Origin of the sequence: Streptomyces sp. NPDC087787 (assembly GCF_044743035.1) — a bacterium.
Lineage (GTDB): Bacteria > Actinomycetota > Actinomycetes > Streptomycetales > Streptomycetaceae > Streptomyces.
In genome coordinates, this window is record NZ_JBIUVQ010000006.1 from 159,302 (window position 1) to 175,235 (window position 15,934).

General features: G+C 65.2%; 8 protein-coding genes. 2 read left to right on the forward strand and 6 right to left on the reverse strand.

From position 1 onward, the window contains the following. Positions 1 to 29 precede the first annotated feature (29 nt). Positions 30 to 1,289, forward strand: a complete 1,260-nt coding sequence (locus ACIOWN_RS12205) for a hypothetical protein (RefSeq protein ID WP_401981918.1) — start codon at positions 30 to 32, stop codon at positions 1,287 to 1,289. Between the two features lie 128 nt (positions 1,290 to 1,417). On the opposite strand, the gene ACIOWN_RS12210 is transcribed toward ACIOWN_RS12205, so the two are convergent. From ACIOWN_RS12210 to ACIOWN_RS12220, 3 genes are read right to left on the reverse strand one after another with little or no spacing between them, the layout of a single operon-like run. Continuing rightward, the gene (locus tag ACIOWN_RS12210) at positions 1,418 to 7,012 is read right to left on the reverse strand and encodes a DEAD/DEAH box helicase (RefSeq protein WP_401981921.1); all 5,595 of its coding nucleotides are present in this window, start codon (positions 7,010 to 7,012) and stop codon (positions 1,418 to 1,420) included. Beyond that, positions 7,005 to 7,955, reverse strand: a complete 951-nt coding sequence (locus tag ACIOWN_RS12215) for a hypothetical protein (RefSeq protein ID WP_401981924.1) — start codon at positions 7,953 to 7,955, stop codon at positions 7,005 to 7,007. Before ACIOWN_RS12215 ends, ACIOWN_RS12210 begins: the two co-directional genes overlap by 8 nt. After that, positions 7,955 to 10,054, reverse strand: a complete 2,100-nt coding sequence (locus ACIOWN_RS12220) for a hypothetical protein (protein ID WP_401981927.1) — start codon at positions 10,052 to 10,054, stop codon at positions 7,955 to 7,957. Before ACIOWN_RS12220 ends, ACIOWN_RS12215 begins: the two co-directional genes overlap by 1 nt. Before the next feature lie 701 nt (positions 10,055 to 10,755). Here ACIOWN_RS12220 and ACIOWN_RS12225 point away from each other — a divergent pair. Next, complete coding sequence (locus ACIOWN_RS12225; protein ID WP_401981929.1) at positions 10,756 to 11,217, forward strand: very short patch repair endonuclease; 462 nt, start codon at positions 10,756 to 10,758, stop codon at positions 11,215 to 11,217. Here ACIOWN_RS12225 and ACIOWN_RS12230 read toward each other — a convergent pair. From ACIOWN_RS12230 to ACIOWN_RS12240, 3 genes are all read right to left on the reverse strand, one after another. Beyond that, positions 11,149 to 12,498 (reverse strand): DNA cytosine methyltransferase, encoded by a 1,350-nt coding sequence (locus ACIOWN_RS12230; protein WP_401981932.1) that lies wholly within the window; start codon positions 12,496 to 12,498, stop codon positions 11,149 to 11,151. The genes ACIOWN_RS12225 and ACIOWN_RS12230 overlap by 69 nt on opposite strands. A gap of 180 nt (positions 12,499 to 12,678) precedes the next feature. Then, positions 12,679 to 14,493: a DEAD/DEAH box helicase gene (locus ACIOWN_RS12235; RefSeq protein ID WP_401981935.1), complete on the reverse strand. Its 1,815-nt coding sequence runs from the start codon at positions 14,491 to 14,493 to the stop codon at positions 12,679 to 12,681. Next, a complete protein-coding gene (locus ACIOWN_RS12240) occupies positions 14,490 to 15,926 on the reverse strand; it encodes a hypothetical protein (RefSeq protein WP_401982138.1) in 1,437 nt (478 codons plus the stop codon). Before ACIOWN_RS12240 ends, ACIOWN_RS12235 begins: the two co-directional genes overlap by 4 nt. Positions 15,927 to 15,934 lie beyond the last annotated feature (8 nt).

A 15,934-nucleotide genomic window follows, 5' to 3' on the forward strand; every position in this document is an offset into this window, starting at 1 on the left:
GCAACGACGTGCCATCGCTGGACGACGTCATGGGCGCTCGTCAGGAACTGACCGTCGTCCTGCCCGCCCGACTGCGCCGCGCCCCCGGCTGGCCGGAGGGCCCGTTCCCGTTCGAGCTCGGCAGCCGTCGTACGGACGCGACGACCCGGTCCACGTACTTCACGCCCGCCTCCGCGCGTACCCTCTACGGCACTCCGGGACAGCCGCGGCGCTGGCACCTGTCGCTCGACATCAAGCAGGACGAGCTCCACCTGCTCGGCATGGAACTGCTCCGCGCGGCCACCGCTCGCGACCCGGAACACGCCCTCGTCGTCCTGCACTTCACCGTGGAGCGACCGCTCCTCCCAGTGCTGCGGTCCCTCGCCGGCCGCCGGCTCACCATGGACGACGACCCGGTGACCGGCCTCACCGGATCGTTCGACCCGGCCACGCTCCTCGCCGGAATCGCCGACGTCCGTGACTCCGCCACACCCTTCGCCATAGCCCGCCCGTACACGATCGCCTTCCTGACCCCGACGGCCCAGCACACCCCCTCCCTCCGCGACGGCCGGGAAGGCGATCTGCCCGCCACGGCGGACAGCTGGCTGTGGCAACTGGCCTCACGCTCCAACTCGGAGGACTTTCCCCTGGCTCCGGAGACCGCCGCCGAGGAACTCAAGGGTGCCGTGCGGATCTCCGCGGACTGGAGCGCCCTGGTGCTGCGGCAGGGCGCCGCCTTCCTCGGCCACCGGCCCGACACGGGAGAGGGCGACTTCTTCGAGTTCGGCGCGCTGCACTCCCGCACCGTCTACCTCGACGCCCTGCTGCTGGGTTCCCTCCAGCGCGACCACATCGACGAACTCACCGACGAACTCTCGGACGTGTTCACCTCGCCCCGGCGCCTGGCCCGCCGCGTAGCCACCCTGGAGCGCAGCATCGCGCTCTTCCGCAGCGGCTACTGGCGCCAGCACCTCACGGCCCACGGCCCCGCCAACGAGCTGCTCCTCGCCTTCCAGCACCAGCACCGCCTCCCGGCCCGCTTCGCCGAGATCCTCGCCGAGGCCGCCGACTACAGCCGACTCGTCCAGACCCAGGAAAGCCAGCAGATCAGCGGCGCCCTGGGCGTCCTCACCATCCTCGGCCTGCCCCTCGGCACGGCACTGGGCATCCTCCAGGTCCTGGACGACCACTCCCTGTCCCACCTTCTCGTCGGCCTCGGGTTGTCGGTGGCGGCGACGGCCGCGGCTCTGACCACGCGGTACGGGCGGTTGGTGCTGTCTTCTTTGCGGGGCGGGGAGAGCGGGCGATAACGCCCGCGCTGGTGGGTCCCGGCGACCGGCTGTCATGGCAGGTGGCCCCTGGTCTCCGTCCTCGGAGACCAGGGGCCACCAACGTCAGGCACCCAGCACATCTGGGTGCTGCGGCACCGCGAAAGCCATCACTCCGGAGCGCCGAAGTCGGCAAGCAGCGCCGTGACTCGGGTCGGCGCCTTGTCCAGGAGAAAGTCGTCAACGAAGACCACGTCCGCGACGCCCCGGCTGTCGGCTGCGGCAGCGCCGCGCACAGTACTGATCCGGCAGGAGGGCGGCAACGACTGGTCAGCTGCCTCGAACGGGCTCTTCGCTGCCAGCCAGACCCGTTCCTCGAAAAGGACAGCCGGCCCGGCACCCCCCAGATCATCCACAAATTGCGCGTCCTCAGGCGGGAAGTCGGACGCCCAGTTGCGAAGCAGTCCCGCGACCCGGTGAGCTCGCTGGTTGCCCACTGCCTCCCGGCCTTTGAGGATGGCCAGGAGGTCACCGGCCAGTCGCCAGTCGAGCAGGCTGTGATAGGCCATGTTCGTGTAGTCGCGTAGGCACTGGTAGCACGAGCCGCGGCAGTCACGGCCGTGCGAACCAGCCGCGAAGTTAGCCAGCATGCGGTCCGCAGTCGCCATGAGCTGCTCAAACACATTCGGCTCAGCCAGGTGCGTGCAGTATCCGGCGCCGTTATCCAAGGTGTCGGAGAGGAAGGCAAAAGTGCGCGCCTGCCTGCTTCCGGAGCCGGCTCCATGAATGCCGGATGCGATCTCGTTGGGCTGCACCTGGAGGATCGAGCCTGCAGCAGCCCGCAGCAGCGCAGCAAGCGAGTACCAGGCCGCCCGCCTGCCCGAGCGGTCGTCCGGGAAACCTGTGCTCTGCGGCACTGAGGTCAGGTTGAGACGCAGTCCGAGTTCCGGAATCTCGCCGACTTGAGGTCCGAGGAGGAACAGATCCGTGTGCTGGGTCGCGCCGATGGCGGTGACTAGCGGTTCCTCTCCGGATGCGATCTCCTTCGTGAGCCAGGGGAATAGCTCGGCCGCACCGGTTTCCAGGTATGCGCCGGACCAGCGTGCGGTGGGACTCACTCTGGCGAAGGTGAACAGCCGGCCGCCGTTGTCGTTGACTGCATACTTCTCCCCCTTGCCGGCGTGGACAGCCATGCCAGGTGTCGCGATCCTCTGCGGTGCGTCGTTGTCGAGGTCAGTGGCGGTGCGCGGAGCGAGTGACCGTGCCCTCCATGCGAAGTTGCCGTCGAAGTCCCGGGCTTTGCCTGCTGAGTAGAAGCCGGCCGGTTCGCGGAGCTCGATCTCGCGATACGAGCCGTCAGCGGCCCCGCAGGCACGGCAGGGCGGCGGCGAGGTATCTTCCTCCTGATTCAAGGCCAGCTGCACATTTTGCGCGAGGTGGCCGCAAGCACGGCAGATACCGATGGAGGCGGGCTGACCGAATGGCTTGTCCACAGCGCGTGGGGTCCTGCCGGTCGGCGTGAATGCGACGACTCCCGCAGCGGTATGAACCTGCCCGTCCTTGACCGTCTCAGCGCCGGGTGCGAACTGGGAGATGGCGATGTCCAGTGACCGGTCGACGACCCCGCTAGGCGGCCACGGGTACGAATCGAATGGTCGCTTGGTGTACAGATAACGCGCTGACGTAGGGAATCCGAACATCGGCAGCAGGCCGGACTCCGCTAGTCGCTGACTGAGTTCGTGGTGACCGCCAGGCGCGTCCGCGATCCGCGTAATGCTGCTGACGAGTTCCTCGGCAACCCATGCCGCTGCTTCAGCAGGCGACCAGGTGCTGCGGGTACGGTCAGCGAGGGCTTCGGCAAGGCTTCGGATCTCGGCATCATGCGACTTGATCCACGCACTGACCGCGTCGCTTACGGCGGGCCAGTCTGCGGCGTGGCCAAACTGGCCGTGAACATTGCGAGTCGGATCGATTCCCACTTCGCCCTCGGTGGCGGCCTGCACTGCATCGAACGCCCGGCGCAGGACTTCCGCGGCGAGGACCCTCTGATAGATGTCCCTCATGTCGGTGGAAAGGTACGGGGGCGGGGTCGGGTCGTTGGTGATGCGCTTGGGATCCTGGAAGTAGTGCTCATCGTGACTACGGCCGCGGCACACAGTCAGCGCGAGCGCGACGGGCGAAGTGCGACGTCCTGCCCGTCCGACACGCTGCTGGTAGTTGAACCGGGTTGGCGGCATGTTGGCCATGAGGACGGCTGAAAGCGGGCCGATGTCTACTCCGGCTTCCATCGTGGTGGTGACGGAGAGGACATCGAGGGTGTCAGGGAGCCTGTGCTCCTTGCCGTCCAAGAAGATCCCTTGGAAGCGGGCCTGCCGAGCCTGCGCGTCTAGGCGGTCGGTCTGACCAGTAAGTTCGGCAGTGTTGAGCCGGAAGTTTCCAAACTGCTTGCGGGCCAGCCAGGCGTAGTAATCGGTGTCGGCGCCCTCGAACGCTTCAGGCGCCGCAGGCAGGGGACGGCGGCACTTCGTGCAGATACCTATGCCTGGATGGAGGTGACGACGGCGACAGACGGAACAGGTCCAGGAGACAGCGCGGCCGTGGCGCAGCGCGACGTGCGCGGGCTGGATGACATACCCGACGACAGCACTACCCCAGGTGCGCTCCACGGCTGCCTGTAGATCGTCGGGGTCCTGCCCAAGGTGCTCTGCGGCACTGGTCCAGAATTCCCTGAGCCTCTTTGGCGCGATATCCGCGGGACTACGCAGTCCCGCGAATCGACGCATATGGCCGAGGACGCGCAGGCTCGCCCGGGCGAGCGCGGCATCGGAGGCCCGCTCGGCTTCGAGCGGCGCCTGATCGGTCGTGAGGGTGAGCCAGCCCAGACCGAGGGATTCGAAGTCACGGCCGGCGCTGCCATACAGGCCGCTGAGCAGTTCGCTGCTGAGCGACTCACGTATGTCCTGACGCAGATGTTCCTGCCGCTCGCTCAGGACCAGGCTCGATTCATCGCGCACCTTGCCGCCCGGGTTCTCGGGCCACTGGTACAGCGAGGTCCAGGACTGCGGCAGCGTGCCCTTCTGATTGGCAGTCTGTTGCAGGGACGCCTTCGGGCCGCCGGGGTTGACGCCGAGATGCACAAGACGTTCTGCGATCGCAGCGCCATGACTGTCGAGGCTGGTCAGGTGGCTTAGGCGGTTGTAGAGCGCGGCCTCCTCCGCAGGATCGGGGAGATCATCATCAAGGTCGTCAAGGCTGTCGGATGTCCGAGGTTTCTGGAGCTTCTCCCAGGCGTCATACGTATCCCGGTCCCGCGCCCTGAGCCGACCGCGCGCGGCCTTGGCCGCCTCCTTGTCCACCCGAGTACCAGGCAGTTTGCGGTAGAAGTTCGCTACGGCTGCGAGGTCGGCAGCCGGATCGCCCTGGGCCTCGATCTCCTCAGCAAGCAGCAGACGCAGGAGGTCCTGGTAGTGGCGCAGCCCGAGGCCCGCGGACAGCTTGGCCGCATCCTGCCGACTGTCGGAGAAGACCACTGCCTGCCGGTTAGGCAGGAGAGAAAGAATGCCGGTCGTCAGTACCTGGTTGACCTTCTCGAAACCAGTGCGCATGGATCGGACCGGCGTGCGCATGCGGCGCGAGTCCCGCAGGCTGAGGCTCTCACTCCCGATCCGCCGCAGCTCCCAATCGTCGCCGCACGAAGGGCACCGGGTCGGTGCCGCAGGAATGTCTTCGAGTCTGAGCCGGGCACTTCCCCGCTTCGGCTGGGGAACGCTGACGTGGAAGGACCAGCCAGTGTGGTCGCGGTGGTTGCGGAGTATCCCGGTGAGCGGGTCGTACCTGCTGCGCTTGAACTCGAAGCTGGCGCTCAGTGTGCCCTTGTCCGACGTGGTGTCCCAATCCGGTTTGTCCGTGGCAGGGGTGTCCTTGCTTGGCCAGTAGACGATGTAGTTGGCGGCACTCGGCCCGAGAGCGGCAGCATCCGGGAGAGAGTCAAGGTCAGGCAGGTCTGCGAGCAGTCCAGCTTTGAACTGTCCGTTGCTGGCATTACGGAAAGCCGACTGCGGTGCGTAGCCTCCTAGGAAGACGTCTCCACAGTTCTGGCAGTACAGGAGCTCAAGGACTCGTGCGTTACAGCTACAGCGCGGCGTAGGCCGGGAGTACAGCTTGCCGACAGCCCGCTCGCTGCCATCTGGACGTTCGGTATCCGGGCATGCGGGGTCCGAGCAGGCCCAGACTCCTGGAATGTTGCGGAAAAAGAGGTGTCCGCGCAGCTTGGGGGCTTTCGGGTCCTGTGAGCGGCGCAACGCATTGAGGACTCCGCGCAGCGCCTTGTCCCGGGTCGCGGTGTCCGCGGCAGGAAACAGCCGTGCAGCCACTTCCGTGTCAAAGTCTGCGATGAGCCTGTCTCCGTCGCGCAGGGCGTTGACAAACGCTTCGTCCGTCCCGCTGTCACGGAGGAGCCTTCCGGCTTCCTCAGGTTCCGTGGCCGCGTCCAGGGCAGCGTATGCCCCGGCGTACTTAGAGATGTCGGTCCGGGTGTGCGGCGGGAGCACGAGCTGGCCGCCCAGGACCTCGAACCGGCTGCGTTCTGTGCCGAAGAACTCCTCCAAGAAGTCCAGATCGCGCGGTGCTTCGAGGGAGGCGGATGCGGCGAGGATCCGGAACTTCTCCGGCTTGTCGTCCAGTCCGAGACGGTGGCGCAGGTTGCGCAGAAGGTAGGAGATTTCGGTACCCGCGGTGCCGCGGTACATATGGAGCTCATCAACGACCAGAGTGAAGCGGGCGTCTGGGACTTCCTGCAGCCAGCGGCGCGTCTTATCGAAGATCCCTGACTCACGCGAGCGCATCAGCATGACGTTGAGCATGCTGTAGTTCGTGATCATGATGTCCGGAGGCGCTTGGATCATGTCCCAGCGGCTGCGCATCTCCGCGCCGTCCAAGCGGGGGATGAAGTACCGGCCGTCACCAACTGCCTTCTGCGCCTGGCGCGAGCGCTCCTCGGTCGCGGCGAACTCCTTGCGTAGCGTCTTCACTCCAGCGCTTGAGCCGATGTCGCCCGGGACGGGTGTCGCTCCCGTGTAGCGGCCAAAGTAGAAGCGATGACCGGGCCGCGCACGCGCGAGCCAGGCTCTGACGCCATCACTGTCAAGTGCCTTGCGCAGACGCATCATCTGGTCGTCGACGAGAGCGTTCATGGGGTAGAGGACCAGAGCGCGCACTGCCGCATGCCGCCCGCTCTCGCCTGCCCGCTGCGCCTGGTAGTTGCCGTCGGGAGACGCCCACCAACGGTTCGACGGAAGTGAAGCGGCTGACCAGTCTGCTGACTCGCGGACCAGGTCCGCCAGGATAGGCAGCATGAACGACTCCGTCTTGCCGGAGCCTGTGCCGGCTGTAACGACGATGTCGCGCGCGTCGCGCTCTGCGGCGACGAGGGCTCGATGCTGGTGCTCGTAGAGCGAGGGAACCCCCTGCAGAAGTCCAAGCTGCACCAGCTCCGTGAGGTCGGGATGGGCCCCCGCTTCCCGGACGGATTCCACTATGCCGGCATCCATCTGGACGTATCTCGGACGGACTTCTAGAAGGGGGCGCCTCCATGCCCCGCCGTCCACGTCGAAGAGTGCCTGCCGCTCGCGTTCAAGGTACTCGTCAGCGAGTCCGAACGGCGTGTTGTAGTAGCGGAAGAGCGCTTCCTTCAGGTGCTCGAACGAGGTCAGGATGTCTGTGTCCTGCACGGCGTTGCCGGGCTGCTCCGCAGCGGTCTCACTCATCGTTGTCCTCCCTGAGTCGCTGCCCGAGCGAGTTCGCGATCTTCACGGCCACTGCGTGGGGCACATTGTCGTACGCCAGGTTCTCGGCCAACGTGTTGATGCGGGGCGCGAGGCCAGAGCACATGACGGCCACCCGCCTGTGCAGGTCGGGCAGGGGGTATCCCCAGTCGACATAAAGGGTCCCGAACCTCTCCCGCCCGCAGTCCTCTTCTGGAAGCCAGCGCAGCACGTCGGCTTGCGGTTTCTGGGACTGGAGTACGCAGTAGATGCCCTGCTCGTGGCTGGTCTCGTACCACTCGCCACTGCGCCGGACTTGGCACACGCGTTTACTGTCGCGCCGCTTGAGCCGGTACAGGCCGTCGCCTTGGGGCCGGCGCACGGCTTGGTATGCGCCACGTTCGAGGTCGTATTGCTCCAGCGGCCTGCCGTACTCCGGCTCAGAAGTACGCACCTCAAGTCGAAGTGGCGGAAGCAGCACAGCGCCCTGGAGGGCAAAGCAAGGGGTGTACGGGACACCGAGATCGGCCGCCCATCGGGCGAGCCCGTCCTCGTCATCGAACTGGACGATCAGCGAAGCAGGCAGAGGTATGTCTCGCGGCGGGCGCTCGCTGGGTACACGGAAGACCTCTAGCAGGCCGTCCTGCACTGCCTGCGCTAGACGAGCGTCGAAAGCGGCCGTCCGGCTCCCCGTGAGGACCGCCAGCCCGCGGGCCTGCGGCAGTCGTGTCAGTGCGGGCGGGGCCGCGCACCAACGTCTGTTGCGCCAGTCGATGTCCATGTAGGCAAGGGAGACGGCGTCGCGCAGCCAGCGGCCCGGGGCTCCCGGCTCTATCTCAGGGCAGTACTTGGCGGCAAGCCACCACATGCCCTGCTTGACGTCGGACAGCGCGCCAGCGCCCTGCTCACTCACCCAGCGCAGCAGCAGGTCTCCTGACTCAGTCATCAGGCACCCTGCCTTCCGGCGATCGCTTCCGCTGCCGCTACATAGTCGGCCCAGGCCGGCAACTGCGAACGCTGGGAGGCACTGAGCACGGCATACGCCCAGGCATAGTCGTCATCCGCTGGAGCAGGAGGGGGGATATCCGCCGCTGCCATCACAGCTCTGACCGACCACCGGGCTGAGGTCCGATATACCAGCCAGACATAGCCCTCCGGCACGTCGACCTCCAGACAGGAGCCGAGGGCGTCTTGTGGCAGACGCGATGCCATCCATCGTGGGGCAGCCGTCGGCCTTACTTTGCGGACATTGCCACAGGAATCGATCAGGACAGCTTCCAGGACGCTGGCCCGCACCAGCTCGGTGCGCGGAAGCCGGAGGCCGGCCGGTGCATGGGCACCTCGGATGGCCATTTCCGAACCCCTCACCTCACTCAGCTCGCTCTGATCGGTGACGCCGCAGCGATAGCCAAGCGTCCCGGTTCCCGGTGGCAGGCCTTCGTGCAGTCCGTCATGCAAGGTGAACACCTGGCTGCTGTCTACCGTGCCTACGCGGTGCTCCCCTTCGTCGAGGGGGATAACGCTGAGTGGGAAGGGCACCCGGGGATCGGCGCGCAACTTCTCGGTGCTGCCGTCGAGTACGACCTCTACTCGACCATCAGCGGACTCGCTGGCGGGCAGCAGGAGGTCCGGGGCACCTCCTCGCAGGAAGTGGCCTGCCACTCCGGCGCCAACCCGATACTCGGAAGCGATGCGGAGTCCGCCGGTCAGCTCGGCGCGGTGCCGGATCTGGGGCTCCAGAACGTGCGTGTGGTCTCCGCCCCGGTCGAGGGCCCTGGCAAAAGCCAAGCCGTTGACAGCTCGAACGCCCTTGAAAACCTTCCACCCCGGCACTGGCGCTGCCGATTCGCGGACGGTGCGCCCGCCCAGAGCGTTGACCATGGAGCGCACTTCTCCGACGGCGGAATCGGCGGCCAGGAGCCAATGCTGCTCGCCGGGTTCGAAGTACTCCGTGCTCACCCACTCTCCCAAGTGCGGATGCACCCGCAGCAGCACAACCTCCAGCGGCACCCACTCCAGAACCAAGTCCTCGCCTTCAAGGCGAATACCGTTCTCCAACTGCTGCGCAGAGGGGCGCAGCGACTCAAGTCCTCCGTAAACGCCGCCGTACTCCTTACAGAGCGCAAAAGTACGGCCGCCGTGAACAGCGACCTCAGTCTCGTCTATCCCATCGCTCACCTCGGCGAGCCACTCAAGGCTCCTGCCACGGTCCCCGACCATGAGGCGGAGCCCAATGGCGCGGCGCCTGTGCTCGCGCTCCGGTTCGTGCAAGGTGCCGTCCCAGTCATCGGCGAGCCTCTTAAGCAAACTGGTAACCAGGCTCTCCCCCGTCTCCGCAGCGTTGGCGAGCTCCTCCATCAGTCGAGAGGACAGACGTCGGTCTCGGCCTGCGGTCCATACACGCAGTCGCCGCAGCAGCTCACGGCCGGAAACGTGATTGGGGTTGTGCGGCCGCAAGCGCGTGGCGGCGAAGAAACGGGTGAGGACCTGTCGGTCTGAACCTCGAACCAGCGCCTGCGAGATGGGGTAACCAATCTTCCAGTAGAGCTCGTCTGTACTGACGGTACTGGCGCCGTAGAGGCTGCCCGTAGCGTCCAGCCAGGTGTCGAGCTCCTCCCACATCGCAGCTACGTCCTGGAAAGCGTGCTCCAACCTCTTCGCCCGAGGTGTGGAGGGCTGCTCGCCAAACAGCCGTATCCAACGTCCGTAGAAGTTGGACTTCAGCATTCCGTCGGAGGAAGCCATGCGGGTAGCGGCCAACACCGACAGAGCCAGCACCGGAAGGCTCGGAGGCGGTCCCGTGCTCCCACGCTGCGCCCACAGCGCACACAGCCTCTGCGGTCTGCTGAACAGCGGCCTTTCCGGGTCGCTCCAGTTCAGCTCGTCAGCAACAGCCCGGGCTAGGCCCGTCTCAATGCCGTGGCGCTCGGCCAGTTCCCGCTCGACCTCATCGTCGACGTACAGGACAGTGCTTCGCAAAGCATGTTCTTCACCGAAGAATTCCGCGGAGAGAACATCATGCCAGTGCTGGTACCCGGCTTTCATCTGCCTTTCGCTCCCCCCTACGCAACCGCCTGCCCGCCTGAGGCTGCGACTGACCGTTCAGCAGACCTCCCCTACTGCCTTCCCTGCCAGGTGCGCTGACACGGCACCGACCCGGTAAGGGCAGAAGATGCATGCACCATATATACAACGCCGTCACAGTACTTTCACAACGGCCTGCATGGGAGACTCCAGCACACGCAACCATCGCAACGCAGCCGACAACTGCCGCCCCCACAGCGGCAGGCGGGTTGGCTGCGAACCAAGGCTCGCCCGCAACCGGCCGAATAGCGCCTTCAGATCACGAACTCACTGACGAGGATGGCGAGTTACCGGCTCCCTTGGTTCCGCATGCTGTGCTCCCGGGGTGGACTGACCGTCGCGTGGGCACCCACCCTCCTCGAACGGATCCGCGATCTGCGTCGCCACGCGAGAACCGTCCAACCACGCTGCGTACCGAACCAGGTGATCGCTGACGAGACCTACAGCTTGAGGGGCCTCCACGCTTACCTGCGCCGGTGCGGCGTCACGGACACCCTCTATGCGAAGACCGACCAGTGACAGCATCGGCACAATTGGGACCGCCACGACGGCAGGCCTTCGCGCGGTTCGACCGGAGACCTACTGACGACGCAACATGATCAAGCGCTACTCGCTGAACCGCACGTGTGCACCGCACCCGTCCCCGGACTAACCTCTGCGGTGTGCCAGAAGAACTCGCGTGGGTAGCGCCGGAAGGTTCCTGGGCTTCGTCTGCGGCCCGCCGCCGCAATATGCAAGCGATCCGCAGCCGCGACACAACGCCCGAAAAACTTATTCGGCGACTAGTCCACGCTCGAGGGCTGCGCTACCGCGTCGCCGCGCGTCCCCTGCCAGACCTGCGACGAACCGCAGATTTGGTTTTCCGTCCGACGAAGGTAGCCGTATTCATAGACGGCTGCTACTGGCACGGATGCCCCGAACACTACGTACCCCCCAGAACAAACTCTGGATACTGGTCGGAAAAAGTTTTCCGCAATATAGAACGTGACCGTGACACAGATCGGAGGCTACGCGAAGCCGGTTGGCTCGTGCTCCGCTTCTGGGAGCACGATCCGTCAGATTCCTGCGCTCAGAAGATCGCTGACGCTGTTATTTCGCGGCGTACTGGGCCGCCCGGACCTTGAGATGGAAATTTCCATCTGTCCGGCAGCATCTGCCTGTGGAGCCGTATCGCCTGCATCCATCACGTAGCCATTCAGCAATTCTTCTCGGTGTTCCGGACGAAGAACGGCCGCGATTGCCCGGCCAACGGCCTCGGCCACTGGCGGCGGGAAGGCGTTTCCCACCTGCCTGTAGCGAGCCGTTTTCCCTCCCTGGAATTCCCATCCGCGCGGAAATCCCTGGATTATGGCGGCTTGCTCCACCGTCAGCATGGGGCCAACATCTCTGAAGAGATCGCGTTCGGGGTCACATGTTTCGCGATCGTTAGCGAGACCCATACCGTTCACTCCCAGAGCCTCCCACGCCCGCTTGGCCCTGGTGGGGCCCAGGTCAGCTCCGCCATGCTTCCTTGACCCGCCTACGAGGGTCGGCGCCACGCCGCGCCCTGCTGCCGCGGCTTTCTCGGAGTTTTCCAGCCAGTCTTCGAAAACGTCTTTCCCGGTGCGCTCACCGGGCCCGGCCGACTCACCTCGGACATTCTTGTCCCAGAAATCCCTACAGCGCTCCTTCATTGTCTTTTCAAGCGCCCCCGCCACAGTAGCTTCATCTCCGTCCAGGCGAACCGGCCACGAGAACTCCGAGCCATCACCGGGCAGGATATCTTCACGGAAGACAACGAGAATGGCCCTGGGGCGTAGCTGCGGAACACCAAAGTCCTTTGCGTCCAATCGCCGCCAGACGCTTCGCATCGCTACGTCTTGACGCGCCGGGGTCCATTGCTGCTTCAGCAGCGGGACAGAGTAACCAAGCCCCTTGAGCCTTTCTAGGATCTCTGCACGATACTCAATGAAGACCTCTGGCGGCTCCAGAATCCCCCGCACATTTTCGATCATAACAGCCTTAGGCTGAAGGGCCTCAATAATTTCCAGGGCAGCAGGGAAAAGATCGCGCTCATCGTCCCTGCCGAGCTGCTTCCCGGCCAATGAAAACGGGGGGCACGGAACGCCACCCGCCAGCAGATCTAGATCCGCTGGCTTCAATTCCAAGTCTTTATATTCATCAGACTTCAGAAAATCGTTGACGTCCATCGGACGCAGGCTATTAGACCGCTTAACGTTCCACCCAGGCCATCCCGCCGCATTCGCTTTCAGAGTCTGAACAGCGTGCGGATCCCACTCAACGAGAGCCCTGTGATCGAAGCCGGCGTTGTGCAGCCCAACGGCTTGCCCGCCGGCCCCCGCGCAGATCTCGATCGAGGTCAGTGGCGAGGCGAACTGCGGGCGTTTACGGCCGCTGGCGCGCATGGGCGCTCCTCCTGGTGTAGCTCACGGGCGGGATCTGCCCGAGACAGTGATCAACTACTGTCTCGGGGGCACCAAGAGTCTCCCATTGCTCTGTGACAAGCCGCCCGCCCTGTCGGCGAAGACCCGGCGGCACCCGGCCCAGCCAAGTCAAGCCGGACCGGGAATCGGGGCCCACAGAACCTACCGACTGCCCATATGCCGAAGCAAGGCTTCGATGTCGCTGGGTGCCAGTCCCGCCGCTACCGACGGTTCTTCTTCCAGGTCAGCAAGCTGCTGCACCGTGGGATCGTCCAGGATCCGCCCCATGAACTCCAGCTTCTGGTCGAGACGCGCCTCTACCACTTCATCGACAGTGTCACGCGCGGCAAGCACCGTGACCCTGGTGTCCGTGTCCGGTGCCAGACCAAGGCGATGAATGCGATCAAGGCTTTGCAGGAATCGTCCCGCCATGAAATCTCGGTCGACGTATACCGCGTCATGGCAGACGTGGTGGAGGCTAATGCCCTCACCCAGCGTCGCAGGGTTGGAGACCAGCACCATGCAGCCCGGGTCCTCTCGGAAGCGGCGCAGCTGCTCGTCACGGTCCACCGTGCCGCCGTAGACGACCGCAGGACCGTACTTCTCCAGCATCTTCTCCAGGGTCGTGAGGCTCCGGACGAACGTCGTCCAGACCAGTGTCTTGCGGCCCCGAGCAGCGTTTTCCGCAACGATCGCCACCGCCTCTTTGTACTTCGGCGACAGCTCGTAGTCCGGCAGGTTCTGCATCAGCGAGTACAGGGAACTGCCTTCGGGGATGTCCAGCGGCGGCAACTGGTACGCCAGAGGTTCGTACCGGCTGGCACCCTCAAGCAGCAGGGCTGGACTCGTCGCGGCCATCAGCAGTCGGAGCGCTGTCTTGCCCAGCGAGCTGAGGTCGTCCCTCGCTGTGCCATTGCTCATACCGCCGACCAGAGAGGCGTAGATCTCTTTGTGGAGAGGAGGCATGTCGACGTGCCGCATCCTCAGCCGCATGGGAGGAAGGCCCAGCTCCTGCTTGGTCGTCCTCGTGAACAAGGGCCTCAGTACGGAACTGGCATAGGCGAGGTCGCCCCCCGCCACAGCCTGAACCACGCTGCGCTGCCCATGGCCCGGCCAGACGAACCCCAGCAGGTTCTCCAGGTCCTTGGAGCCGTTCGGAGCCGGCGTACCCGTGAGAATCATCCGCCGCGCCGCCAGGGGCCCCAGTGCCATGCACGCTGCACCGTAGGTACCCCGGGCGCCAAGCTTCATCCTGTGCGCCTCATCAAGGATGATCATGGAGGGGGAAGCCTTCAGCCAGCTGGCAAGTCGGGCCAGTGAGCGGTCCAGCCGTTCGTAGTTGACGATCAGCACTTCGGCCCACTGGTCCATCGAGCCATCGAGGACGTGTGTGCGCAGCGGATACCGCAAACACACAGCCGTCTCGTAACGCCATGACTCGTACGCCGACTTCGGACAGACCACCAGAAGCCGGCTTACCCTGCCCTGCGCCTTCTGCGCGGCGTACACCGCCAGTCCCACACGGGTCTTGCCCGCTCCGGGCACGCTGAAGTTCGCCCCGTGCTGCAGAGAGAGCAGCTTGGCGATGTCCCGGCGCTGGAACTCGCTGAGTTCCGCTTGCCAGGCGTCCCCCAGCAGTAGCGGCACCTCGTCGGGAACGACCTCGCCGCGCGGCTCTGTCCCGGCCAGCCGTGCCTTTACGGTGTTGGCGTCCTGTACGACGCCGGCCACGAGGTCGCGTAGTTCCGGGGCCCACTCAACGCCGGAGTGATGCGGCCATCCGCTGAGAAGTCCAAGGTTGGCCAGCAGTTCGTCGAGCGCGACTGACGCGCTGAGCGGGTCCAGCTGGCCGCCCGAACGGAATCGGGCGGCCAGCTGGACGAGGTCCTGGCGGTACTGGTCGGTTGCCCTCAGGACGACCCGGGTCCGCGTCTCGTCAAACCCGAGACGCAGGGAGGTTCCGGTTGAGTCCGTCACCGCGGGTCCTCCAAGGACACAGCCTTGAGCAGCCAGGCCACCCCGTCACCGGGGCTGGGCAGACCGCGGCCGGCCTGCTGGGCGAGCTTGCGAAGGCTGCTCCGCAGATTCAGTACCGCTTCGTCAAAGGCTTCTTCGTCCAAGCTGTTGGACGTACGGGCCTGCACCAGATCCATCACACACTGGTCGATGCGTGCGCTCGCCTCCGCCAATCGAGCCGGCGCAAGCTGCTTGCGCTTACGCACCCGGGCTCTGTTGCTCGCCGTCTCGATCGCCTCGTCGAAGGCCTTCTTGGCATCGTCGAGCAACGCCTGCCCTTGTGCCTTGGCACGGTCAGGGAGACCGGCTCCCGTACTGCGGGCCGCAGCGGCAGCCCTGAGAAGCTGATCGTTGAGTGCCCGGGCCTCCGAAACGGCCGAGGAAGCACCCGGGATCGTCAGTCCCAGCCCGGGTATGGACACGGAGTCCTGATCGTCCGTGCCGGGCGCGCCCGTTTTGAGAGGGGCCGGGAGCCTGCTGGCCAGGTAGTCCTCCTTCAGGAACTCCTCGTCGATGTTCCTGACGTCCGTCTTGGAGAATTCGAGGAGGATCGCCGCCAGCCTCCACTCCTTGAGGATCTCCGCCTGGTCCTTGTCAACGGTCTCCAGTTTCACGTAGAGCCGGTGCAGCTCCTTGAGGCGCTCCTTAGCGCCCTCCCAGTCGACGAGCCGCAGCGCCACTCCTCCGCCGCTCTTGCTGCGGTCGATCAACTCCTGGATTGTGCTGAGGATCCAGCGCTCCTGGTGGTAGGTCTTCACATGGATCCGGAAAGCCTTAGCGATCTGTTCAGGTGTCCTGCCCAGCGACGCCTGCTCCTCCATGGCGAGAAGACGGTTGATGTACGTGTAGTCGCGGCGGTGGTCCATGCGGAGCTGGAGCGACAGCTCAACAGCGTTGATGTCCGCCCAGGTGAACGACTCCGGAAGCACGCCCACACGCATCGTCTGTCCACGAAGCTCTCGCAGCGCAACGGCCCGTGTGTTGCCGTTCACCAGCACGCCCTGGTGCGTTACAAGTCCCGGATCGTTCTGCCCGAACTGTTCCAGGCTTTCCTTGAGCTTTTCGAACTCGGGATCGCGCAAGTTGGGATCGGTGGGCGACGCCTTGAGAAGAAACGTGAGGTAGTCCTGGCTGTCCGAGATCCAGGGGTCCCTCTCAAGGGCCTCATCGGAGGCCGCGTTGTGGCTGCGCTGAGCACGGATCCTGTGCGTGCCGGGGTTGAGGTAGAGCCCGCTGAGCGGAAGGTCGATGACTTCCACGTGGGCCTGCTGCTCGTTCCAGTCGACCGTAACGGTTTCCCTCGTCCCGCCGGCGGCTTTGACCTCCTGGAGCTTCATTTTGATCAGTTCACTGAACTCGTCCGCGCGCGGCGGCGGCGGGAACTCCCGCAGCATCACTTCCC

Bases quoted from the DNA above. Each gene is read 5' to 3' on its own strand.
- ACIOWN_RS12230 (WP_401981932.1), bottom strand. From the start codon at position 12,498: ATGCGCGCCAGCGGCCGTAAACGCCCGCAGTTCGCCTCGCCACTGACC.
- ACIOWN_RS12220 (WP_401981927.1), bottom strand. From the start codon at position 10,054: ATGAAAGCCGGGTACCAGCACTGGCATGATGTTCTCTCCGCGGAATTC.
- ACIOWN_RS12210 (WP_401981921.1), bottom strand. From the start codon at position 7,012: ATGAGTGAGACCGCTGCGGAGCAGCCCGGCAACGCCGTGCAGGACACA.
- ACIOWN_RS12215 (WP_401981924.1), bottom strand. From the start codon at position 7,955: ATGACTGAGTCAGGAGACCTGCTGCTGCGCTGGGTGAGTGAGCAGGGC.
- ACIOWN_RS12205 (WP_401981918.1), top strand. From the start codon at position 30: ATGGGCGCTCGTCAGGAACTGACCGTCGTCCTGCCCGCCCGACTGCGC.
- ACIOWN_RS12240 (WP_401982138.1), bottom strand. From the start codon at position 15,926: ATGCTGCGGGAGTTCCCGCCGCCGCCGCGCGCGGACGAGTTCAGTGAA.